Source organism: Legionella bozemanae, assembly GCF_900450575.1.
GTDB classification, from domain to species: Bacteria; Pseudomonadota; Gammaproteobacteria; order Legionellales; family Legionellaceae; genus Legionella; species Legionella bozemanae.
In genome coordinates, this window is record NZ_UGGY01000001.1 from 3597368 (window position 1) to 3621437 (window position 24070).

The window sequence follows — 24070 nt, forward strand, 5'->3', positions numbered from 1 at the left end:
AATATCTTATTCACTCATTCGGTTTGGGGTGTTTATAATACATATAGATAACGCGTCTTCCAGTTTCAGTGCGTTGTAACTGCACAACAATGTCAATTACCTCATGAAGCTCTCGCAGTATGTCTTCGTCGCGCATAGAAGGCACGTTGTTTAATTTATACAGCTGGGTCATGCGCATAAAGGCGACTCTGGGATTGCTGGCATGAATACTGGTAATGGACCCTGCGTGCCCTGTGGCACATGCACTTACAAAATCAAGGAGCTCCCTTCCTCTGATTTCACCCATGATAATACGGTCGGGTCTTAGTCGTAAGGAGGCTTGCACTAAATCTTGCATGCTAAGCAGGCAAGACACTTTCTCTTGCTTTTTAGTGGCTAATAAATTGACTTGGTTGGCATGAGGAATATTGAGTTCATAGGTATCTTCAAGGGTAATTAACCGCTCATGCGCTGGAATGTGCTGGCAGCAGGCATTTAAAAAAGTAGTTTTACCCGATGAGGTTTCACCTGAAATGACTATATTTTTCTTACTCATTACTGCTTGAGCAATAAATTCACCCCATCTTTTTTCCTGATACAGCTGTAACAAAAGCCGATCTTCCTTGCTTAGCCAATGTTCTTGTGTCTCATTTAAATCAAACCCTTTCGTCATTTCATAAAAATCGGAATGCTGGTAGTTCTCAAGTGTCAGTGCAGCAATTGAAGTCCGCCTAATCGACAGTGTATGGTTTTTAGCAGCCGGAGGAATAACCAATTGCACCCGTGAGCCATCAAAGAGATTTCCAGATAAAATCGGCGTTGACTCATGAAGTACTTGTCCGTTCTCATTGGCAATAAGCGTAAAAAGTCGTTTGAGGTGAATGGTGGTTAACAAAGGCAATTCAAACCGTTGCATCACCCCTTCTTTTTCGATAAAGAGTTCTTGCGGCTTATTGATTAGAATCTCAGATACAGTCTTATCATTAAGCCAAGGAGCCAAAGGGGTTAACAACCCCTCTGAGCCTGGAGCATAAAATGAAGTCGCTGCTATTTCCATGATGAAGCAACCCGCCGATACTGTGGTGATGGAGGCAGCTTTGAAGAACCTACACTATGGAAATCCAAATCATGGGCGACAAATACATTAATCAGTGCTCCCTGGTTAATTTGCAAGGTGGGCTTAATGTTTAAATCATTTTGCAAGGTTTGTCCTGATGCTTGCTGAAAGCTGGATGCAATTGCCATCCGGTATTGTGCTTTCGAGTTGTACTCATCCTGGCCATTTACCCCATTGTTTGCAGCATAGGCACCTAAAATAGACAAAAGTGCACTGGTACCAAAACGCTCAAAGAAGTGACGGTTAATGTAATCGGCACCTTGACCAGAACGTCCGATACTGTCCGTACCTGGACTATTTAAAGTAACAATCACCCCATTAGCTAACTGTACGCGATTCCATACGACCAGAATACGACTTTGACCTTCGGTAATTGTCGAATTAAATTGCCCGACCAAAGTAGAACCTCTCGGAATCAGAACATTTTCGCCTTCAAGTGAATAGATATCTCGAGTCGTAATAGCACGCGCCATTCCGGGAAGTTCTGAGTGAATTGCAGTCTCTAGTGTTGCAGGAATCATCTCACCTGCGGGGACTGTTAATTCAGGATGCGGCAGGCGTTTGGCAGTAACCGATGTAATGTCATTTTGTTGATTTATGAATTGGGCATTTGGGTTGTTACCATTTAAGATAGTTCCTTGTGCGTTTTCACCCATTCCAGATTCACTTAGCGTGAGTGATTCATTAAAAAAAGTCGTTGGTGCATTCATGCGTGCCAGGGTCTCTTTATTCAATTTGACGCTATGGCGCAGTATGGGTGGTTTTTCTGGCTTTTGAATAGGGTGTGGCTCATTCATTACTGAGGCTTTTTGTGCTTCAGTTTTCATCTGTTCAATTAACGCAAGATTTTGTGAGCGCGTCATATCGTGCTGAACATTCTTCTCCTCCTCTGCCTTTTCAAGTGTTGCTTTTGCATGGGGCATGAAGGCAAAGGAAAGTAACAACACAACAATCATCAATCCTACAATTAAGGGTTTTACGCCAGTAAAAAAACCACCTTTTTTAGGTGATGTAACCTGTGACAATGCAGAAATATCCGTTTCTTTATTATTGTTTTTCTGATTATAAGTACTCATTGCTTACCTCCGGCCTTGTTTCAGGCGTGTGATTTCATTGCTGTTAAATACCGAAGCCACTAATCCCCCGTGACGTAGAGTAAATTGAGGCGCAATACGTTGAATTACCAACACGTTGCCTTGGCGGCGCGTATTGACTATGGATTCCTTTCCCTGGTGATCGTCCACAGCAAAAATCGCAGGAACAGGCTGGTTCTTTTGTAATTCCACATAGGTAAAGGTACCATCATCGTAGACATGAACTGGCATAATTTGAGCATTACCACTGAAACGGTAATTCCAATTTAAGGTTTTAGGATTTTTTGGCTTCGTAGCGTTTAATGCAGCTTTCTTTTGTTTGGCCTGAGTGGCTTTTCGCTCCTCCTCAGGATAAATAAATTTAATGGCATAAACAGGAGTTGATTTACTTTTTAATTCTTTATTACTTATCACATGAAAGTAATAAGTGTGTTTATTGGTTACTACGGTCATGTTGGTATTTGAGCTTAACATGGTAGGTTTGATAAACATCATATTAGGTAGGTTGTTATGCTGAGTCACCATCCAGGAAGAAGTATCACCACCTTCCACATCAAGAATTGTTTCATGGCGGCCAAAAACAATTTGAGTCGAGGTAAACGTAGATGCATTTACACGTACCACGTTATTGTCTTCAAAGACGACATGATTCACCCGCATATCTTGAGAATAAGATTTGGGTACTTGTACGCTGTAACTGCTACTCCATGGAATTAAAATCATCAATAGGAATGGGATTGCTTTAGTCATGATTTACCTCTCACTGTTGCGAAGCTGTTTGCTGTAACGGGTCACTTGAAAACCATCCCAGTTTTTCCAGCGTATGTCAGGGTTGCTGGAAGGTTCCATGTAGCGCCATGAAATCAGCGCATTGTAGTGCTGCTCAGTTTGTCCTCCCGTCGCTTTGTCTGTATCAGTTAGCGTAAATACCACCTCAGCCAAATTCTGATGATTCTTTGGGAAATCCTTTTCATTAAAGATGAGATTATCCAAAAAATTAATGCTATAAATATGAAGGCTACGAGACCCCTTTGCCCCTAGAACATGGATTGGTGCGTCTTTAGACGATTTATCCTGTTCGCGCAGGTATTCGCTGGTGACAGTACTGCTGGAGAGAAGGCTTACTAAATCAAATTGAGTTCGATAAGAGCTCACATCAAAGCTTTCTCGATTCGTGATGTAGCGCACAATATCACTTTCCACCTGTGCTTTATTCATGGGGGCATTGTTTTGGTGCAACGGTTCAACTGTAGTAATACCATTGTCGTAATGATGCACCATGACTGGAATCAGTGTTTGCAAATTAGCGAGCACGGTTACTGCAATCACAGCACAGATATTTAAACCCATAGCAAATAGAAAGGCGATTTGATAACGGTTGCGCGAGACTTCGACACGGGCAAAATTATCATCTGCCCAACGGCGTGCCTCTTTAAAATAGGTATTGTTTGAACTCATGAACGACCTCTTGGATGGTTGTTAAATGAAGGAGGAATTGTTTGGTCTTGTGTTGGGGATTGGCCACGAAACGCGCGTAAATTTTCAAAAGTGCTTGCAGGCAAAACGGTTTTTGCCATATCAAAAGTTTTACGCCCCATAGTTTGCCCGGTACGACTTGCACCTATTGCCCCACCGAGAAATCCACCCACCATCGCAGAACCATTGCTGGTGGAGCAGGTACCACCAATACTTTTGGCAATGCCCGTAACTTCCAAAATAGCCATCACACAAAGACAAGCAACAATAAATATAGGCATCCAATCCACTGCACTAATGGTCGTTGCATGGTTTTGATAATGGCCACCAATTGCCCAGTGAATTAAGTGCATACAAAGACCTACTACAGAGGAAACTAAAATCAGTACCAATGAAAAACCCACTACAGTGCCAAGCCAGCGGTCAAAAAACGACCGGGTTCGCTCAAAAAGCGTGAAACATAAAAACAAAGGTGCCGTACACAGACAAATAGAGAGCATGAGCTTTGCGATAATGAATTCAAACAGCGCAAGACCCACCACAGCAAGTCCCGAAAGATAAATCATAATCGCAGTGAAGATGGGAGCATAGTGATTAAAGGATGCTTTAGCCCAAGTCCATGAGCCGACGCGAATGACTTCTATTAAGACCGATTGCAGCCCACCATTAACCCCACTGCCTGTAATTACCGGCACATCAAAGGGTGTAGCTTGCATTAATACCCCGCCAAGTTCACTGGCGCCATTGATAAAGAGCTTCACCAAATAATCGGAAAAAAAGCCCCAGTTCATCGCAAACATGTAAACAATTCCCATGCGAATGGCACCTTTGGTAAACTCCTGAATTGGTGTCTTAATCAATCCTTTAACCATCCCATAACCTGTAAGCACAATATAGAGCACACAAAGTAACGCCAGGGGTTTGGCCAATACATTGGATAAGGTGTTGTAGCCGTTAAAAATAAATGATTTGGTCAAGATATCAATTTGACTCATAAGCTTTAACACCACCGTGGAGTATGTTGGTATATCCATTGTCTTCTCGCTTTAAATGGTGTTAAAAAAAGTATCCTGATATTCCAGGGCAATTTCGGCAAATACACGTGCGTCAGTTAATTGTGATAACGTCAATCTTGAAAACTCTTTATGTAAATGTGCAAAATCCAACATGTGTTCAAATAATTTTTGGCAGTTAAGCTCTATATCCTCTCCGGACATACAACTTAAATAATAACCACCACCAGGCTCAGAAAAGAGTCCCATAACCTGCTCTGCACTTCGCGACGCTTGCATTAAAAAGTTAATTTGTTGTTTTTTAGTGAGCGCTTTTAAAGGATTGTCATGGCATCCACCAAGCAGACTCATACTCATGAGAAGCATCGTTGTAATAATAAATCGTTTCATAATTCATCCTTATTCAAATGATGCATCATCGTTAATTAAAACTTGCGGGCAAAGCCGCCCATAATCAGGGCATGGGGTATTCAAATCAGGTAGCCTGTTGCAGGCGCACAAATGAAGTACAAGACATATTCCAGCTAAAAAACGCATGAGTTCTCCTTTTTTAATCAGGTAACATGTTAAAACGGACGGATTCACTGTCGAGTGCAATCTCATTGGCTCCCTGAGCTGCAATTTGCTGGCTGATTAAAGTGTTCAGTCTTAAATTTTCTACTTGGATGTAGGCAAGCTCAGCTAAAATTCTGGAATTCAAATCCATTGCCGATTTTGTGTTTGGGGCTTTATCAATGGTCATGGACAAATTATGGATTGCTTTTAAATGGACATTTACCTCATTAAATGCATAGGTGGCCTGCACACTTACAGCACGATTGACAGCTTTATTTTGTTTATACGTGTTTAGCCGCTCTTGAGTTGCTCCTTTGAGATAACTTGCCTCATCCAAAGTGATGTGATTTTGTTGATAGGCTTTCACAAGCTCCTGGTAACGCGCGGGATTCCCACCGGAGATATTCTGCAAGGCATCATCCCAGGTATTAGGCGACCATTGCCTGTTATTTAAATCCGACAGGCTATTTGTCAAGTTGCCATATCCGTAACTGCCGCTGTTATAGTTCTTAATGCTTTCAATACCATTAAGTTGTGATTGGGCATTGTTATAAGTTTTGGAAAGCAACTGGTACTGGGAGCGCAATTGCTCCAATTGCTCTACGGCTTTGAGTAATAGTGCTACATCAACGCCACCAATAATACCGGCATGAACTGGCGATGTGATTACCATAGTCAGGAATACTAGAGATAGAAATCGAGTGCTCATCCCTTGCTCCTTTCTAAAAAAACAGGCAGCCAAATATCTGGATTGTCGCCGACTTCAGTAATAATGTTATCCAGCAAACGAACACTTGCTAGATAGCCCGAAAAGACCCGAATTTCATCGGCAAGTGCGCTTAAATCGAGTGTGCACAACATCGACTCTTGTCCTTGTTTCACCAAAAACTGTCGTGATTCAGCAGTCAAGTGTTTAATATGCGCAAGCTCTGCTCGTGAGAGATTGAGCTTGTCGAGATAAATCGACTCAGAGGCTGTAGGATTGGGAAAATAAATGGTAGTGGCTACATTAGTCAGAATGTCGCTGGCAATGTCTGAATAAACTACGGATTCAGGAGCCTGGGTCATAAAGATAAAATGGCCGTTTTTCTTGCGAATGGTGGCCAGCCAGCTTTTCAAATTCTTCTTCCAGAATCTTGAGCCCAAAACCTGCCATGCTTCATCAATAATAAAAGAAGTCAATCGACCATCCAGACATAAGCGCATGCGATGAAGAAGATACATATAAACGGGAGTAGAAACCGTACTAGACATCTCATCCATTAAATAAGTAATGTCAAAGCCTACCTTGTCAAAATCAAAACAAAGCGATTCTTTTTCATTATCAAAAAGCCAAGCGTATTCCCCATCGTTTGTGACACCATGACCTTTAAGCCATCGGCGAAGTTCAAACCAACGAGGGAAATCATAGGGCAGGCATTTACTTAAGTTGGTTAGCGTTCGATGATGTGGTTCCAAATGCTCGAAAACATAATTCACGCTCTCATTAAGCACTTCGGTAAGCGAGCCAGATAACTCCTCTTCCTCATTCTTTTTTACCAGATGTCCCAACCAATCCTTAACGAAGCTGCGGTTTTTTGGTGTATCAGGCAATTGCAGTGGATTCATCCCTGTGGTTTGCGCATACTCTGGAGAAATCACTGAGTAGATGCTGTTGCCACAACTTAAAACATAAATTTTCGAAGCCTCATCCCGGTCTAAGAAAAAACTGCGGTTGTTGTAACGTCCCATCTGTGCATCCAGAAATGCTACTAATGTGTTTTTACCCGCATTGGTAGCACCATAAATGGCAGTATGGCCTTTAGCTGGGTTGGTTTTGGAAGAGCGGCTGTGGTAGTTGAAATACACTGGGGTTCTTGAAGGGGTTTCAAGTAAGGTAACTGCAGCCCCTAAATGATTACCGTCTCTAAATCCGGTTTCATAATTATGGAGCGAACAGAAATCCACAAAATTATGCGAGGTTATGAGTGCTGAACGGGTTATAAAATGATGATTGGTTGGGAGTTGTGCCCAAAACGCCAGCTCCTGACCTATGGTTTCGCGAATAAGCACCATCCCGGAGGCCGCATAAATCTTAACAGCTTCCCGTATAGCATCCTCTAATTCTTCTTTGCTTGCGGCCACAAGCATTAATGTATTGTGATGGTATCCTAGTCGTATGGTTTGCGAAGAAAGTCCATCTTCTAAAACGCTCAAATGGTTAATTTGACTCAAGCTCGCATCATGGGCATTAATCAGTTTTTCCCTTTTTTTATTCACCGTGTCCAGTGCCACTTCCCGTGGAATTGGCGCAAAGGAATGGGTGAGAATAAATTCACAATCAAGTTCTAAAAGACTATCCAGCACAACACTTGCCGTGTATTGGCCATATTGCTTCACTGAAAGAATGGCTGCAAAACACACATCATTCGATGCCGCACCTTGGAACTGGATGGATTGCCCAAAATAAAGTTGTTTATTGCAGAGGTATTGCCCCAAATGCCCATCTGGGTAGAGACTTTCAGTTCCCCATACCTCAGGAATGCTCTTGGCAATGGGTGAGTAACTGCAAGGCCGTTGAAACGGCAGGCTATCCCCGCCATTAGGAATCAAGGATAAAAAAGCCAATAATTCGCTGTAACCCAGAGCCTGGTCATTATCCCCTAATAAACAAGGTTTGAATGGAGAAAGTGAGGTTTTTAACTGCTGCATTTTTGCTTTCAATGCAGTTAAATTCTCTTCACGAAGCAAAACTTTGCCTTTAGGACTTTGTGAGGCTTTCAATCGCTCCATAAAGGATAGTGATCGCGCTGCTTTGCTTGAAGTATCCCCTTTTAATACAGTAGTTAAATAAATGCTATTATGATAGAGGTTTTTGCCAGCAAAGCGGGCATGGTATTTGTCATTCACATGGCGCGCAAAGTTTGATTTAAACGCACCTTGTAACTCAATATTTTCTTTTTTCCTATGGATGGTGACGTATTGGATAAAACGCTCATCAAGATGAAGCATGGCCTGATGTAATTGACTGTTCAATTGATTCAAAGTCTCAGGTGCTTGCGTAATAAACGGAATGCCTTGAACTTTTAGGACAGCTCCCTGAAAACTTGACTTGGATTCAAAAACGAAAGGTGTATTTAAGTGGGTAATAGGATAAATGCTTGAAACTGGCGTTTCATCACGGGCCACTTTGGTCTTTTTAAACAGGTTCATAAGTGCGAACTCCTCAAAATTTTTGGTTCGGCATAGGTGGACAAAACGCCCATCGCTTATACATCACAGTGAAATAACGCGTGTCGTTACGGCACACCAACCAGCCATAGGTATGTAAAGGCAAGAACACCAATCCATAGAGCAGATTTCCCATCGCAATAAAAACACACACCGATATCATGAGGTTGATACTGTGGTATTCAAAAGTCACACCTCCAGTCATGGCACATCGTGTCAGCGCGCCATAGACTGGATGATGATTTAGCGTTGCCTCATTGATGTGACTCATGATCCTACCCCACAAGAAGACTGTATAAAGAGGAACCGCCAAAGATAACGCCAAGACCTACGAGGATCATGACAAAGCGTTCTTTGGGGAGTTTTTGTTGCGCAATACACAAATACCCGGTACCCACAATGGCGATAAGCCCTACTGCTTTAGCAACTGGCCCTTGTAAAAAGCGCACGGTGTTGTTGAGAATGCTCTCAATGCTGGCCGCAAACGTTGGTGTTGGAGCAAGAGTTAGTGTCAGGAGAACACGATGATTGATATTTTGTTTCAGTTGATTCAATAACTTTTTCATAAATTCTCCTGATTTATTTGCCTTCATCATTAGCCGTTTGTTGATTTAGGGAAGCACGCTTGCGATGGAAAATTTCTTCGCGATCAATATCCGTGTTGGGCGGGGCGATAAAGCCGATCCGCGCATATTGCCCCTTCACATCCAGAAGCTTGACTTGAATCGTGCCATTATTGATGAGTACCTGTTCGCCAACTCTTCTGCTTAATATCAACATGGTGTGTTCTCCTATGGTTTGATGTTTAAAATCTGTTTCATTTTCTTAAGTTGCGCATATGCCAATTCAAGATTGCGGGGTTTGTTACAACGCTTAGGTGGAATAAAAGCTAATCGTTTTTTTGCCGCCCTGCATAAATCGATAAATTGTGGCAAAGTAGGAGGTAGCTCTTTGGCTGCTAGACTTGCTATAGTTGCCTGTTCAATGACCTTATCCTCAAATTCTCCTAAAGCCTTAGCCCATTCCCGTTTTGCAAATTCAAGAAAATCCTCCTGCTTGAACTGGCTTCGCCATACAGAACCGTAATAGGCTGCAAACTTGAGAAATAAGCCGTCTATACTCTTGCGATTAGTGGGAATACTTTGGGAAGAAGATAATGTTGCTCTCTGATTCATACTCATCGATGTATCCTGATTTGCACGACTCCCAGAGGGCATCTGTTGTTTTAGATTGGGAATAATTTGTTTTATGTGGTGCATGTTTTGATTCCTTTGCAGTTGGAGTAATGAGTTCATCTTTCCAGCAATGCTGGGCAAGCCAGTTCGCAGGATATTTCCAAGGGGCAACCCACTCACCTTGACTTTTGAGTAGATTGATGAAGTTAATTTGTGCCTGTAGGGCGGTGAGCATTTCTTCGATTAACGCATCAGATGGGGATAGCGTTTGGAACACTTCCCAGGCTTTTTGTTGGGCTTTCTTAAGGGGATACAATTCCCAGAATGATTCGAAGCGTTTTTTTAAATAAATAAAATAATAATTATTATTACTTTGAGGTATGGCGGCTTTTGGGGATTCTGCTATGTCGGCTTTTAGTGGCTCACTCCCCGATAACCCAGCATTTACAAAGTTTTTCTCATGCAAATTTCTGTCGGCTTTCTGTGGCGGGTTTATGGCGGCTTTATTTTGGACAGAATAATGCCTTGTTGCTAATTCACATTTTAAAATAAGTTGCATTCCTTCGGATTGTATTGCAATGATCCCGACACGAACCAAACCGGATATTGCACGTCGTATTTGATCACGCGACCAACTCTGACTTTTAATACCTTGGTGCGGCTCAATGTACAATTGTTCTGCAATCGATTGATAACTAATTCTTCGCTTTTCTCCAACGACCCCCGTTTTTCCATCCATATAGGGTCTTATTCCTCTTAAATAGGCAAGTTGCTGGATATGAGGCAATCCACTGAGAACTTCCAGCTCTTGGTGATTGATTAAAAAATCCATGACTATATTTTGACTCCATAGGGTTATTTAGTTGAAAACATGATCCGTGTTACACTGGAAAACACAGCGAAGTATTCGTTAGAAAGTTACCAAATAAAACGTAATGTTTTATCGAATTCTTCATAATGTTTAATAATATAAAACACTTTGTTTTATGTAAAGTGTTTTATTAACTTATTCTGATAATCATGAGCATAAAAGAAAGAATTGGTGAACGAATTACTCAATCCCGTAGAGCGCTGGGCATTACAATCAAGGAATTAGCTGAAAAAACAGGTGAGCTAAGCGCAGCTAGAATAAGTAATTGGGAACAAGGAACCAGAAGCCCTGGCCCTATGGAGGCAAAACTTTTAGCAAAGGCGTTAAATGTATCAGCATCCTTTCTCTTATGTCTTACAGATAATCCGGGCGGGGAAATATCAAAAAGCAGTAATGCAATTCAATTTATGCCAATCCTCCCATTACAGGAAGCCCCAAAAGCAAATGAATATTTTCATGGTGTGAATATTATCGAGGATTCAAAAACCAAATTAATTGTTGATTCTATAAAAGGAAAAAAACCCAGCGAACGTTCTTTTGCGGTAGAAATTGAAGATAACAGTATGCAGCCACCTTTTTATAAAGGGGATCTTATTATTATTGATACAGAGGCCTCACCTAATCCAGGTGATTATGTTGTAGTTTACATACCCCAAAAAAATCAAACATACCTACGCAAATATAGTGAGGCTAAATCAAAAGATTATTTGTATCAGTTAATCGCTTATAATGAGTTATGGGCAACTATCGAGGTAACTAGCAAAAACGATGCTACCATTATAGGTACTGTAATTGAACATCGTAGATATTTGTAATTTTTCAACTCGAATACTAATAGATAGAAAGATTACTAGCTAGAATTAAATAAAAACCTCATATTTATATATCCACTATCTTTCGATAATTTCTTAATTCTTTCATAAAAAGAATGGTTACTCATCCTTTACTTATCTCAACACTCAATAAATATTTTTTGAAAATATGCCTTTATATGATTGTCTTGATTAAATTTCTTTAATAAAAATAATAACTTGACAATCAAATTTAGGTTAAATACATTGGCCTCGAAGTATAAGGAGGTTCTTGTGAAAAAAATAATACTCTTATCAGCAATACTAGGAATTGCTTCCCTTAATTCTTATGCGGGACTGGTGGCTACCACCGTTCATAGCCGAGCTAATTGTTATAATAATGAATCCATAACCTGGTGGTTGAACCATTCTTATGACTGGCGTGTCGTAAGTGTACATTTCGATATTTACAATACTGCCCACCATATTGATACTGGCTACGCATATACTTGGCGACAAGCCGCAGTACACTGGGGAGAAGCACCTCTAGGAGATCATCGATGGACTGTTTCTGGCTATCATTATTTAATTGATTATGGTAACGGAAAAATCCCTTTCGATTCAACGCATGTTGGCGATTGTAGTATTTATAATGGCTGGTGGGATTATTAATACGTTAAAAAAATTGTAAGGAATAAAAATGAAAATAAAATTATTAATAGCAAGTATATCAGCCCTCCTTACTTTCAATGTAATGGCAGAGACCTCCAACCCATCCAAAGAAGAAATGGATAAAAAAGCCAGAGAATATTTAGCCAAATCTGGTATTAATATTCCAGAAACAACAGATATAAGTATTGTTTCCGCTACCAAGTATATCAATGCCCCAACCGCCGCAAATGATAAAAATGACGCCTATATAGCGAAAAAAATGCAAGAATTTTTATCAATGAATCAAGAGCAACAAAAAAATGGTTATGTGCAAGTTGCTGAACCGCGAGCAAAAGAGTTAATGGAGTTAAAATACATTGCTCCAACTCAGATAAAAAAATATAAAGATACTTTTTCTCCAATTAGTACTCATATAAGAATGTCAATTGATGAAATAAAACTAGCTTATACCTTCTTAGGTGTCCCAGAAACAGATAGGAACCTAACGATAGGAGTAGCCCCTTTTGGCGCTTATAAACAAGTAAAAAATGGAGATAAAGGAGATGGCTGGGATGGAGCTGTCCAATTTTTTGAAAAAGATGGCATAGGCAGTTGTGCTTATTATGAGCATAACAGAATACTCGCCCAGAGTGGCGTTGAACTGATAAAAGAGTTAGTAACTTATGATGTTGATAATAAACCTACGATTGTATTAGTCAAAGGAACAGAACAAACAGGCTTTGTATATAAATTAAAATGGTATGATCAAACCTTTAGTAGAGAGTTGGAGTGCGCAAACACAAAGTTTAGCTCACAAATACGCTCGGAAGTTATAAACTTAGCTAATCGGATAGAGAATTACCAGCATCAGTAAACTTATTTAAAAGGCTTGGATTACAAATCTAAGCCTAATCAAATTTAAACCCTATGATTTATTTAGGTGCATTAAAATATTAACGTCTATTCCCCAAAAAATAGTAAGAATAATTCTGCTAGGGTTATCCCTTTTTCCTTGTCTAAATAATATCTTCCTTCCAATACAGCGAGTAGAAACGTTGTCGAAATTTGAAGTGATGCACCGAGCTCCTTTAAATCAAGATGGCTGTATTTTAGCAATATCTCAATAAGATATTTTTGTTTCTTTCTATTACACGTAAAATTAAAATTTACAATTCCCTCTTCTTCTTTACAAGCAACACTCATTTATAAATCCCTGAGATAAAAATCACACAAGTCTATGTATTGACATGCGTATTGAAACACGGAAAATACTCGAACGTAAACTTCTAAATTTCATGCTGATTTATAGAGGTTATTTTCAATTTTGAAAGAAATTTGGGCTTAATATGGACTTTAACCAATCAATTATAAAAGTAACCTGGCAAGAAATAAGAGACTCTCTCTATGAAGTCGAACCTAGATTTACTGAAATCGTAGACGAATTAAATCCGGATAAAGATTGCTGCCTCTATGTATTGAGCTTTCCTTATGGTGCAATGATTGGCGATGATATAAGTCAATTCATTCCTTATGATAATGGAGATGGGTTTTATCGCTTATCCTCTGAAAACGCTCCTGCCGATATAATAAAAGATCTGGGTTATGGTAAGGATAGCGCACCGTTAGGCATGGTATTAAGTAAGTCTATTGAGTTTTTCGTCGATTTACCCGATAAAGAATTAACTTTGCCTATACGCATTGCAGGACCTGGTGAATTTTATAATTTTTCCCGCATTCTCAGCATTAATAATAATAAAAAACCGTTTGCTCCCAATGGACTTTTAAAGGCTACAGCCGGGGCTCGAACTGTATTTTCCCTGCCTTATCTAACTTGCAATAACAGCTTCAATCGTCTTGAAGGAGCCATTGGAACTTTGAATAAATATCCTTCTTCGCAATATGATCATTTTGAATTATTTAAATTAATTACTAATAATCAAAATCTAACAACTAAATGGCGAATGAAGCTAATTTACTTTGCTCAAAAATGGATTGATAACATTTTAAATAATGAAAAATGGTTCAAGCTGCGTTCTTATATATATCAACTAGCATGGAAATCAAGCGATTATAAACGTAACCAATATTATTACGATATTTCCTATTCTATCATGCAGGAGAAATCTAATACGCGCTCTAATCCATATATTAATGATACTGCTCGACATTTACTCGATATCGCCATTGGTGCTTTCCCAGGATTAGCTCCACTAGTTAATGATGAGTTACTTCCATTGAAAACTATTCAACATGTATTAACTTACTCCTATGGATTAAAAAAATATATCCCGACAATCATTGGCCCTGAGTATTTTGATTATCTGATTAAAAAGCCTGTTTATTATTCCTTGCAATATCCTATCACCCGCTCTTTTTCTCCAAAAACAAAAAATTCAATTAGTATGCTCAACCACTTAGATGATTTGAAAAAAAGCATGGATAGATTTTTAATTATGATAAAAAGCAAAGACAGTATGTGGTATGGCACTATATTGCAAGAAGCAGTAAACACGACAAAATTTGAATATATACATGTCAATTCAAACAATAACCTAAAACCCAAAACTCCTGAAGAAGTGATACAAAATGATTATAGATTCCGAACTGTGGAAGAGAACTGCATTAAAAATAATATTTCTCCCTCAGTTGATGCAAATTTCTTTCGAGGTTGTGTTAGTTTATCAACAATATGAATTTAGTTTTCATTTAGCATATTCTGAAAAATGAACATTCTTTTTTACTCTATGGCTGGCAAAATAGCTTACTGTAAAAATTATTAGACCCGTCATACCACATAAAACCCACACAAGATTCATACCCCAATCGGACAGCATATTTGCACCAATAAAAGAACCGGCTAAGATTCCAAAGGCAAAAATAAACTTATGATTTCCCATAGCTCTACCCCTAGCAGCTTTTGGTGAATATTGAAAACAAATAAATTGACTCATTACAATAGCAATCATTTCTCCCAGGGTTCTAACAACACATAAAGATAGAACAAAATAATAATTATCAGAATAAATAACTAAATACATTCCAACTCCCAGGATCAAACCACCTAAAGCAAGGGCAACTAAATGATTCAGCACCATAATGCGTTGAGTTAAATAGGGCAACAACGTAATGATAATAAAAGTATTCAAGCCTAAAATAATGCTTATTTGAAAACTGGTAAAATGATTCTCCAAAAACACCTGATATCCAATGCGCTGTTGCGCAAAGATAATTCCCAACAAAAAAGTTACCGCTAAAGCTACAAAATAAATTCTTTTATTTGGAGTAGTTCTGTCATTAAGATTAGAATTTCTGATAATAACCGATTCACCTCTTTCGCAAAAATAAAACAATGAGATAATAACTAGCATTCCACCAATTAACGAAAATAATAAGATCGCATAATTACTTGATAAATAACTAACCAATATCCCACCCAATAAAAGGCCTATATTAGATGCAATAGATGTAAAGCTTATGACGTGGGCTCGAACAGACTCTGAGTCATTTGCATAGCTCGTAATAATATAATGATTAATTGCAACGAAAGCATATCCTGCCAAACCATACAAAAACACAGATGCTGCTAATACAACTGGTTTAGCAGAGTAGGCTATTAGTAAAAAACATATTCCCTGTAATAAAAGACTAAATCCCGAAAAGATTAATGGATTAAACTTGTCAGAATATTTTGCAGATAACCATGAACCAACAATATTTCCTGCAGATAAAGCAGTTACTTCATAACCTATGATCAGCCATTTCATACGAATATGGGCTAAATATATACCAATAAAAAATGCAATTCCTGCTGAAATAGCGCGGATGAAATATAGAAACAAAAATCGTTTACATCTTGAGTCTAATTGATTAAAAATTGCAAAATAATTCACGTAAAATCCTTTTTATAGTCTTATAGTCCTTGGGTTTCAATTCAAATTGAGCTCTCTAAGTGTTTTATCATCCACAGGAGCTCTCGATTTTGGCGGGATATACAATGTGGAAAGAGTCGAAAAATTACCGGTCGGTAAATTTTCTAATCTGATCTTTTCTATTCGGGGATTCATGCCTGGATAAATAGCTGCTTCATATATGAATAATTCCTGTTGCGGCGAATAATATTTCAAAAGTTTATTTAATAAAGCCTCCAAAGCCTTGGTAGATAGATAATTAGTTGCTTGTTTCAAATTTCCTAGCATCGCAACTTGCCATAACAAAACATGACTATAAGGATCGAGTATTCTTTCTTTCAAAAGAAATTCTGTAGCTTCAATAGAAATGCAGCCTTCATTGCCAGGATTTATTTCCAGATCGGCAAATAAACAATCTTCAGCAGAAACACCTGGTAAAATTAGTGTTTCATATCCTAATGTTTTAGCTTTTTTTAAAGCAGTTAATCCAGGAGAAGTAAAAACTGTGGGATGCCCATAGAGGATTACTGTCAGAAATTGATACTCTGATGCTTTCGACAAGATATGATTTGAAATTTCCGTATACGCGTCGCTACGTAAAGTATGATTAAAATAGTATGGCTCGAGCGATTCATGATTTGGATTAAGTTTTTTGATGTATTTTTCAAGCACTGGCTCATTAAGTAGGTACAGCACAAAATCTGCTTTTTCTATATAAGTTTGTGCTTCTTGAGTAAGATGTGCCAGAGTTTTAATCCCGGAACCTACTAAAACCAGCTTATTTCGCGAAAACATTACAGCTCTACTACCTCAACTGTATCTGCGAATTGCTTATTTTTAGATATAACTTCTCTCAACTTCAACTGATCATCTTGAGCAAATAAATTTTTTAACTCAGTGTCTAAATTATCAAGAGAATCAAAACGATTATCGGAAAACAGAGGGGTTTTTACTAATTGTACAAATTTTTCGAGAATATCCATACTTCATCCTGATAGCCAAATCATTTAGTGCTTCTTTTTAGCACAATACAAAAAAAGATTCACTACATTTTTTATAAATGCTCTTTTTCATAATATTACTTAATTTTGATGAATTTCAAATCAGTATTAATTTTCTTCAAAGAAAAGGCTTCCGCAAGTATATTTCTTGACTAATAACACGATATGTTTTATTTTTAACATCAAAATGTTTTATAAAAGACAATTATAGATTGCTAAATACATAAATAGGCCAGGGAGTTCGGAATGGTTAAATGGGTAAAACTAAAAAAATACTGCCAAGAAACTGGAGATACAGTAAACGCAGTGCATTGTAAACGAAAGAGAGGAATGTGGTTAGATGGACTCCATTGCAAGCTGGGACCAGATGGTAATTTATGGGTTAATTTAGTGGAGGTTGAAAAATGGGTGGAAAACGGCAATCGGGCAACACTCCAAAAACTACAAATGGGGTAGTAGTCCGAAAATGGCATTCAGGGAAAACAACTCTAAGAATTAGTTTTTATTATCGCGGTGTTCGCTGCTTTGAATCTATTAAAATTGAAGCTACTGCAGCAAATATAAAATATGCAGAACGCCTACGTGGCGAAATTCTAAATGCTATTGAACGCGGAACTTTTTCGTACTCTGATTATTTTCCTAACTCGAAGCGTGCCTATATCTTTGGGCATGTTAAATCCAAAATAACTATAGGAGAGTTGCTCCGAGAATTTTTAGAAGAAGCAAAGTCAACTAAAGAAGCAAGTACTTATCGCGGTTATAAACGTGTTTGTGATGGACACCTATTTCCAATGTTTGATAAAGTTGAAATACAGAATTTACAACCCTCCATTCTCAGAAAATGGATTAGGAGTCTTAATTGTACGACTAAAACGGTGGCGAACATTCTAATCCCTCTACGTGCAGTCATTGAGCAAGCACTGGTGGATCAATACATCAAAGAAAATCCTCTCAATAGTATTATTGTTGATAAGTTACTTAATAAAGAAACAAAAAAAAGTGATTATAAGCCTGATCCATTTAGTCTTGATGAAATTAAAGCTATATTAAATGAATCAAAGGGACAAGTACGTTTATTGCTTCAATTTGCGTTCTTCACAGGATTACGAGTATCCGAACTTATTGGATTGAGATGGGAGGACGTGGACTTGCAAAGCAAAATTATTCATATTGAAGAAACCATTGTTGCTAAAGAAACAAAAGGTCCCAAAACAGAGGCAGGTGTTCGAGATGTACTTTTATTACCTCCAGCATTAGAAGCTTTAGAACAACAAAAACAATACACTTTTGCGCAAAAGGGAAGAGTGTTTCATAACCCACAAACCAACAAAGCATGGGAAACGTCACAACAAATTCGCCGTACTCAGTGGATACCCATATTAAAACGAGCGGCAATTCGTTATCGCAATACATATCAAACTCGACATACTTATGCATCCATGATGCTTTCCCAAGGTGAAAACATTATGTGGGTATCTAAACAATTAGGGCATGTTGATGTTGAGATGGTAATTAAAACCTACGGCCGATGGATACCAGATAATTCATCACAATCAGGGTACCGTCCTATACACGATTGGGATCATCATTTAGACTAATTGTTGCACATAATTTTATATGTGCCTCTATATTTTCCAATTTATTCTTTAAGTTACATTTAAGACTTCAATTTGGTTAATTGAGTCAATAGCAGCTGATTCTATTTCTAGTTGCTCTTCATCGTCTTCAAGGTAATATTTCATTTTAAATTGAATACCAGCTTTTATCCTAATTTCAATTTCAACTGATGTAGAATAATAATGATCATTTTCCTCAAAAATACTAAAGTCCATCTCTTCAGCTATATAATCACCCTTATAAATATCAACTAAGCCCTCTACTTCAGTGACAAAATTGCAATCTATTACAAAAAGATCATCACCATAATAATGAAGTGTTTTAAAATCGAAGTTTATATCATCTTCATTTATTATCCCGCTAACGGAAGAAATATAAGCGATATTATCATCACTTGGTATTCTTAAGTCCTCTATGTTTGTTCCTTGCAGCATATCGATAATATCGTTTTCAATTAAATTAAAAATCTGATATTTCTCCTTCTTTAAAAAATCACTTACTTTAGAGGAATAGTTGATATTATATAGGTGAGCTTGTATAGGTTTGGATTCAATAAATTCTTTTAATGACCTATGAATAATTATTTGATTGCTTTGTTCTAAAATCTTGCTCAAATGAGAGTCATTAGAAATGAAATAGACCTTTCCCAAATGTTTTTTTGTAAAATTCAACAAAAAATAATATAGAAATGAATCAGGGAAATCTTCTTTACTTTTTAATATCTTGAAAGCTCTAGCTCCTTCAAAATAATCTTTTAAAGTATCCATGGGATCACAATCTATATGGTCATAAATTTTTGCTTTATACTTTGAAAGTCGACTTCTCAAGTCTTTATCAATTTTGTTTTTATAGTCAGGGGGTAATATTTCTTTAATGGTTTTCTTACTTTCTTCTGATATAAACCCAAATCTTTTAAGGTCATTTATGTGTTTATTGAAAAGTCCTTTAATTTCTTCATATTTGCTAATCTGGTAGCTAACAAACTCATTAAACACTATATAGGGAACATGCAATTTTACTTGTTCACTCTCCAATAATCTCTCCAATGCTTTGAAATCAGCTTTTTTAAATAAGACATCGCTTCGAAATATATTTGTATCTAAAATAAGATGAATTGGTTTTTCGTTCATTATTTAAAATATTTTGTAGCTGTATTTGAAATTATAAACTATAAAATCCCGATAGTACTTTTTGGTAGCCTAAGAGATAATCAAGCTAATTGAGGACAGTACCAAAACAGTAAATAGTGCCGTTATGGTGCCGCAAAATAAAAAAAATTGTTTTTTTTATTATAAATCATAAGGTTAGTTGGTGGAGGCGGCGGGAATCGAACCCGCGTCCGCAAATCCTCTGCCTTCAGCTCTACATGCGTAGCCGTGTCTTTTGATTTAACTGTGCATTCTCCGACGGGCAGGATACTACACAGCGATTCCCTGAATTTCGCATCTTAATCCGGGAGAGATTAGGACGCTAGCTTATCTCTTATGACCGTTGATTCGATACCGATAAGCGGGCTCGGTCGAACGGGATACTGGGTTTATTGGCCAGTACACAGTGATGGTTTAACTAAAGTGCTTATTAGGCAGCAATAGCTTCCCCACCAGCAAAGTTTTCATCGTTTGCATTTATATTTAGTTGAGTCTGATTTACGAGAGTTCTCATTCTCGGCATGCACCTCTGGTTTTGCAACCCACGTCGAAGCCAGGTCGCCCCCTTTGTACATTTTAAGTATAACATAAAATGTGTGCCGATGAGCAGCTTTCTTTTGAAAATTCAGAGAATGCTTTCCTGGGTTAGGGCTTTTGCCCTTCCCAGGCTTTGCTTTAGCCTTGAATGCCGTTGTGACGTAATAAGGCATCAACCGTTGCCGGGCGGCCTCGGAATTCTTTGTACGCTTCGGCTGCTTTTTTCGAGCTGCCTGCTTCCAAAATGCAATGCAGGAAATCGTGCCCTGTTTTTGGATTTAATACCCCTTCCTCTTCAAAACGGGAAAACGCATCGCTCGATAAAACTTCTGCCCAACTGTAACTGTAGTACCCTGCAGCATATCCGCCCCCAAATATATGGCTAAAGCTCTGCGGAAAACGATTGTAGGGGACAACGGGAATCACACTGGTTTTAGCACGTACGTCAGCGAGGATATTTTCAACGAAGGAATCCTGCTTGGGCGTATACTCTTGATGGATACGAAAATCGAATATGGAAAATTCCATCTGCCGTAACATTGCCATTGCCGATTGGAAATTTTTTGCGGCAATCAAGCGTTCAAAAAGAGACTCGGGAAGCGGCTCACCGGTGTCTACATGCGCGGTCAACACGTCCAAACCACTCTTCTCCCAACACCAATTTTCAAAAAATTGACTGGGTAATTCTACCGCATCCCACTCTACCCCATTAATTCCGGATGCACCCAGATAATCGACCTGAGTTAAAACGTGATGCAAGCAATGGCCAAATTCATGGAATAAAGTGACCACTTCTTCATGCGATAACATCGCAGGCTTATTAGCTGATGCCTTGGCAAAATTACAGGTCAAGGTTGCGATGGGTAATTGTACTTTGCCATTCTCCAACCTTCTGCGGCTTTGTAATGAATCCATCCATGCACCGCTGTGTTTGTTCGGCCTGGCAAATAAATCCGTAAACACATAACCGCGAACCGTACCATGTTCATCGACCACGCAATAGCATTGGACGTCTTTATGCCAAATATCCACGCCCTTTACTTCTTCAATGGACATCCCATAAAGCTTTTTAACGAGATCAAATACACCCTGCATGACCTTAGGTTGAGGAAAATAGGGCCGTAAATCCTCCTGTGACAGGGCAAATAAAGCTTGTCTTCGCTTTTCAGACAAATACGCTACGTCCCAAGGCTTTACGGGTTTAAGCTTAAATTTTTCTTCAGCAAATTGCCGCAATTGCTCGAACTCTGTTGTTGCTTGCGTGTGGATGCGCTGAACCAAATCATCCATAAAATCCCTGACTTGGCTGGTTGATTCTGCCATTTTTGTCGCAAGCGACAGTTCTGCATAGTTGTTAAACCCTAAAAGTTTGGCTTTTTCATGACGTAATGCCAGAATTTCCTGAATCAAAGGCGTATTGTCATAAGTTCCAGCATTAGGACCTTGATCTGAAGCTCGGGTAATAAAGGCTTGGTACATTTCTTCGCGTAACGCACGATCTTCAGCATAAGTCATCACTGCTTGGTAACAAGGGTATTCCAAAGTCAATACATGCCCCCCAAGACCTTTTTCCGCAGCAACTTCTTTCGCAGTATTTAAAGCATGCTCGGGCAGCCCTGCCAAACGTGCTGAATCTTTAATATGTAAGGTAAATGCTTGGGTTGCATCCAAAATATTATGTTCAAATTTATTGGTTAACTCATCCAGACGCGTCTGAATTGCTTCAAAGCGTTTTTTATGTTCCTTGCCCAGAGCAACCCCTGACAATTCAAAATCACGCAAACTATCGGCAATCAACTTTTGTTGCACTGGATCCAGTGCATGTTGGTCAATTGATTTAATGGCCTCATACAATTCATGATTATGACCCATTGCTGATTCATAAGCGGAGAGGAGCGGCAAACACGCATCATAGCATTTGCGTAACTCAGGCGAATCCATGACTCCATGCAAATGAGACATCGGCGACCAAAAACGTTCCAGCTCATCGGCCATATCATCCAAGGGATACATTAGGTTGTCCCAGGTATAATGAGGATTTTCTTTGAGTAAGCGCTCAACCTGTTCCAAATGTTTTTTTAACATGGCATCCAGATGAGATTGAAAATGATTGACATCGATACGGCTAAATTGGGGTAGTCCTACAGTTACTGACATGCTTTACCTTCAAAAATAGATACAAGACCTAAAGCATAGCATTCAATTCACAAAGCCTCTATACCTCAATGAAATCATCGATATAGGCCATTCTCAGGAAATTAAATACAACATAGTGCCATATCTGGATCCATATCTTCCTCATCATGCTCAGGAGTGACATCCAAATCTACAGTAGGCGGCGCTTTAGTGCTAAAAAGACCTAGTCTGGATAATGCGGAGGAACGATCTAGGGTATCCCTAGGCCGCCTGTTGGCTACTTCTTCGGTAAGGGCAAAATTAACAAGACAAACTGTAACTAGGATAAGCGCCCCAATGAACGGTAAAATCGGATTCACGGCAAATACGGGAAGAGCCATACACATCCCTAAAAAAATAAAGACCGTAGTCGCGACATGTGAGCCTAAACGAAACTGTTCTAAAGCGATTTGCTTATCTATGGCTTTAAGATGTTCTTTTATTTGGCGTTCCTCTTTTAGGGTATGCGGTTTGTCGAGCATCGCGGTGTATTGCGAGCGCAGTTCATACAAACGACTCAACTCAACATAAGCCCGGGTCATCGCCCAAATGACATCAAAAGCAAAAACAGCAAGGGATACGTAGAATGCAAAAGGAGCTAATGCTCCGGTTAAATAAAACGTATTAATCAGACCTGAACTAACCCAAACAATATCATTCCCAAATTCAAAATAGCGCCGTTTAATTTGCGCACTAAAGCGCACCATCCAGCCTAATGACTTTTCGTGCTCATCCATCCACCAACCAGGAATAGTATGCTTCAATAAAGAATAGAAATTCACTGCCAGACGTGGTAACCAAAAAAACCAGGCCAAGTGCATAAGAAACGGATCCATTGCTGCATCCATGATTTTTACAAAACGAAGGTATGATTGTGATTCTGTATGCACCAAAGCAAGAAGATCCAATGCGCGTTTTGAACGAACAATGAAAAGACGCCATAAATTGATGTCCAGGATGATATTGCGTAATTCTTGGGTGAAGGAAAAATTTTCAGGGGGTTCTTTTGGCTTTTGAGGAAAACTGGGAATAAGTTCTGCCAATAATTCACGGTACAGATTTTGTTGCGCGCGCAAGCTAAGCACTTCTCTTGGTATGTCCATGTAGTATTGATAGATGTGCTCCAAGAGTTCAGCCATCATCAATGCAGCAATCAATTGTTCGCGTAGTTCTTTCCTATCTATGAGTTTTGGAGAGAGAAATTTAGCCCTGAGTTGTTGCCTCAAAAGACTATATTCCAGGTTCATCACTAAATGCATCGGAATGATTTGACGATAAAAATCAGGACCTAATTTTTTAATATTTTCGGTGAACGTCCAATTCAAAGGATTTTCAGCCTGAGCAAGAGAGAGCTCAGGAAAGGTTTCATGCAAATGTCGAATTAGTGGGGTCATGATGTCCTAAAATATATTTTTGGGATATCAAATAGACAATATTATATTAATCATTCGCTTACTGTCTATAAATAACTTTAAAAGTAAAAAAATAGACCTGATTATATATAAATCTGTACAAAAAGAAAATTTATGAACTGTTTACATTTTTTATTGTTTCTATGCGTGAGTATTTGGCAAGACTAAAGGTGATGTTTTCATCAGCAAGCCCTCCATGATTTGCCTGATTCGAGCTATAATTATAGTTAGGTTAATTTATCGTTAGCATGCTCATAAAATATGACAATGGAGCAAAATTCAATCTTTTTGAAAAAAAATAGTCAAAAATGAAGTTGTTTTCTTGCTGATTCATGTCTTC

At 38.6% G+C, this 24070-nt stretch carries 27 protein-coding genes and 1 other RNA gene; 6 read left to right on the top strand and 22 right to left on the bottom strand.

Annotated features, from left to right (window positions below):
- Positions 1-10: 10 nt before the first annotated feature.
- Genes virB11 through DY223_RS15955 form a run of 14 tightly spaced genes read right to left on the bottom strand, consistent with a single transcriptional unit; the run spans position 11 to position 10451 of the window.
- Entirely contained in the window at positions 11-1036 is a 1026-nt protein-coding gene (gene virB11, locus DY223_RS15895) for a P-type DNA transfer ATPase VirB11 (RefSeq protein ID WP_058458412.1), read from the bottom strand.
- Entirely contained in the window at positions 1027-2172 is a 1146-nt protein-coding gene (locus DY223_RS15900; protein WP_058458411.1) for a TraB/TrbI/VirB10 family type IV secretion system protein, read from the bottom strand. The genes virB11 and DY223_RS15900 overlap by 10 nt, the downstream gene beginning before the upstream one ends.
- Positions 2173-2175: 3 nt before the next feature.
- A complete protein-coding gene (gene virB9 / locus DY223_RS15905; protein ID WP_058458410.1) occupies positions 2176-2940 on the bottom strand; it encodes a P-type conjugative transfer protein VirB9 in 765 nt (254 codons plus the stop codon).
- A 3-nt stretch (positions 2941-2943) separates the two neighbouring features.
- On the bottom strand, positions 2944-3648 hold the full coding sequence (locus tag DY223_RS15910) for a VirB8 family type IV secretion system protein (RefSeq protein ID WP_058458409.1): 705 nt from the start codon (positions 3646-3648) through the stop codon (positions 2944-2946).
- A complete protein-coding gene (locus tag DY223_RS15915) occupies positions 3645-4700 on the bottom strand; it encodes a TrbL/VirB6 family protein (protein WP_058458408.1) in 1056 nt (351 codons plus the stop codon). The genes DY223_RS15910 and DY223_RS15915 overlap by 4 nt, the downstream gene beginning before the upstream one ends.
- 12 nt (positions 4701-4712) lie before the next feature.
- Entirely contained in the window at positions 4713-5069 is a 357-nt protein-coding gene (locus DY223_RS15920; RefSeq protein ID WP_058458407.1) for a hypothetical protein, read from the bottom strand.
- Positions 5070-5078: 9 nt separating this feature from the next.
- Positions 5079-5216, bottom strand: a complete 138-nt coding sequence (gene lvhB7 / locus DY223_RS19270; RefSeq protein WP_165483288.1) for a T4SS-associated protein LvhB7 — start codon at positions 5214-5216, stop codon at positions 5079-5081.
- 13 nt (positions 5217-5229) lie between these two features.
- Entirely contained in the window at positions 5230-5943 is a 714-nt protein-coding gene (locus tag DY223_RS15925; RefSeq protein WP_058458406.1) for a type IV secretion system protein, read from the bottom strand.
- A complete protein-coding gene (locus tag DY223_RS15930; protein ID WP_058458405.1) occupies positions 5940-8426 on the bottom strand; it encodes a VirB4 family type IV secretion/conjugal transfer ATPase in 2487 nt (828 codons plus the stop codon). Before DY223_RS15930 ends, DY223_RS15925 begins: the two co-directional genes overlap by 4 nt.
- A gap of 13 nt (positions 8427-8439) precedes the next feature.
- On the bottom strand, positions 8440-8715 hold the full coding sequence (locus DY223_RS15935; protein ID WP_082642400.1) for a VirB3 family type IV secretion system protein: 276 nt from the start codon (positions 8713-8715) through the stop codon (positions 8440-8442).
- Positions 8716-8719: 4 nt separating this feature from the next.
- Positions 8720-9010 (bottom strand): TrbC/VirB2 family protein, encoded by a 291-nt coding sequence (locus DY223_RS15940; protein ID WP_058458404.1) that lies wholly within the window; start codon positions 9008-9010, stop codon positions 8720-8722.
- A gap of 13 nt (positions 9011-9023) precedes the next feature.
- Positions 9024-9224, bottom strand: a complete 201-nt coding sequence (locus tag DY223_RS15945; RefSeq protein ID WP_058458403.1) for a carbon storage regulator — start codon at positions 9222-9224, stop codon at positions 9024-9026.
- 11 nt (positions 9225-9235) lie between these two features.
- Positions 9236-9625 (bottom strand): hypothetical protein, encoded by a 390-nt coding sequence (locus tag DY223_RS15950; RefSeq protein ID WP_058458402.1) that lies wholly within the window; start codon positions 9623-9625, stop codon positions 9236-9238.
- On the bottom strand, positions 9573-10451 hold the full coding sequence (locus DY223_RS15955) for a hypothetical protein (protein WP_064115063.1): 879 nt from the start codon (positions 10449-10451) through the stop codon (positions 9573-9575). The genes DY223_RS15950 and DY223_RS15955 overlap by 53 nt, the downstream gene beginning before the upstream one ends.
- 188 nt (positions 10452-10639) lie before the next feature.
- On the opposite strand from DY223_RS15955, the gene DY223_RS15960 reads away from it, so the two are divergent.
- From DY223_RS15960 to DY223_RS15970, 3 genes are all read left to right on the top strand, one after another.
- Positions 10640-11305: a S24 family peptidase gene (locus DY223_RS15960; protein ID WP_058458401.1), complete on the top strand. Its 666-nt coding sequence runs from the start codon at positions 10640-10642 to the stop codon at positions 11303-11305.
- 270 nt (positions 11306-11575) lie between these two features.
- Positions 11576-11953 (top strand): hypothetical protein, encoded by a 378-nt coding sequence (locus tag DY223_RS15965; RefSeq protein ID WP_058458400.1) that lies wholly within the window; start codon positions 11576-11578, stop codon positions 11951-11953.
- Between the two features lie 28 nt (positions 11954-11981).
- Positions 11982-12806: a hypothetical protein gene (locus DY223_RS15970; protein WP_058458399.1), complete on the top strand. Its 825-nt coding sequence runs from the start codon at positions 11982-11984 to the stop codon at positions 12804-12806.
- 86 nt (positions 12807-12892) lie between these two features.
- On the opposite strand, the gene DY223_RS15975 is transcribed toward DY223_RS15970, so the two are convergent.
- Positions 12893-13135 carry a hypothetical protein gene (locus DY223_RS15975; RefSeq protein WP_058458398.1) on the bottom strand — a complete coding sequence of 81 codons (243 nt, stop codon included), beginning with the start codon at positions 13133-13135 and terminating at the stop codon, positions 12893-12895.
- Positions 13136-13428: 293 nt separating this feature from the next.
- Here DY223_RS15975 and DY223_RS15980 point away from each other — a divergent pair, with 293 nt between their 5' ends.
- The gene (locus DY223_RS15980) at positions 13429-14625 is read left to right on the top strand and encodes a hypothetical protein (protein ID WP_131744490.1); all 1197 of its coding nucleotides are present in this window, start codon (positions 13429-13431) and stop codon (positions 14623-14625) included.
- 9 nt (positions 14626-14634) lie between these two features.
- Here the strand turns inward: DY223_RS15980 and DY223_RS15985 are convergent, their stop codons facing one another.
- From DY223_RS15985 to DY223_RS15995, 3 genes are read right to left on the bottom strand one after another with little or no spacing between them, the layout of a single operon-like run.
- Positions 14635-15822: an MFS transporter gene (locus DY223_RS15985; RefSeq protein WP_058458396.1), complete on the bottom strand. Its 1188-nt coding sequence runs from the start codon at positions 15820-15822 to the stop codon at positions 14635-14637.
- A gap of 36 nt (positions 15823-15858) precedes the next feature.
- The gene (locus DY223_RS15990) at positions 15859-16635 is read right to left on the bottom strand and encodes an SAM-dependent methyltransferase (protein ID WP_058458395.1); all 777 of its coding nucleotides are present in this window, start codon (positions 16633-16635) and stop codon (positions 15859-15861) included.
- On the bottom strand, positions 16635-16823 hold the full coding sequence (locus DY223_RS15995; RefSeq protein ID WP_058458394.1) for a hypothetical protein: 189 nt from the start codon (positions 16821-16823) through the stop codon (positions 16635-16637). Before DY223_RS15995 ends, DY223_RS15990 begins: the two co-directional genes overlap by 1 nt.
- Positions 16824-17087: 264 nt before the next feature.
- Here DY223_RS15995 and DY223_RS16000 point away from each other — a divergent pair, with 264 nt between their 5' ends.
- Together DY223_RS16000 and DY223_RS16005 are read left to right on the top strand one after the other, a co-directional pair.
- Complete coding sequence (locus DY223_RS16000; RefSeq protein ID WP_058458393.1) at positions 17088-17297, top strand: hypothetical protein; 210 nt, start codon at positions 17088-17090, stop codon at positions 17295-17297.
- Positions 17246-18439, top strand: a complete 1194-nt coding sequence (locus tag DY223_RS16005; RefSeq protein ID WP_058458392.1) for a site-specific integrase — start codon at positions 17246-17248, stop codon at positions 18437-18439. Before DY223_RS16000 ends, DY223_RS16005 begins: the two co-directional genes overlap by 52 nt.
- A gap of 48 nt (positions 18440-18487) precedes the next feature.
- Here DY223_RS16005 and DY223_RS16010 read toward each other — a convergent pair whose 3' ends face one another.
- The 4 genes from DY223_RS16010 to DY223_RS16025 form a co-directional block, all read right to left on the bottom strand.
- Positions 18488-19588 carry a PIN domain-containing protein gene (locus tag DY223_RS16010; protein ID WP_058458391.1) on the bottom strand — a complete coding sequence of 367 codons (1101 nt, stop codon included), beginning with the start codon at positions 19586-19588 and terminating at the stop codon, positions 18488-18490.
- A gap of 179 nt (positions 19589-19767) precedes the next feature.
- Positions 19768-20172, bottom strand: a transfer-messenger RNA (tmRNA) gene (ssrA, locus tag DY223_RS16015).
- Positions 20173-20281: 109 nt separating this feature from the next.
- On the bottom strand, positions 20282-22300 hold the full coding sequence (locus tag DY223_RS16020; RefSeq protein WP_058458389.1) for a M3 family metallopeptidase: 2019 nt from the start codon (positions 22298-22300) through the stop codon (positions 20282-20284).
- A gap of 101 nt (positions 22301-22401) precedes the next feature.
- On the bottom strand, positions 22402-23712 hold the full coding sequence (locus DY223_RS16025) for a hypothetical protein (protein ID WP_058458388.1): 1311 nt from the start codon (positions 23710-23712) through the stop codon (positions 22402-22404).
- Between the last annotated feature and the right edge of the window lie 358 nt (positions 23713-24070).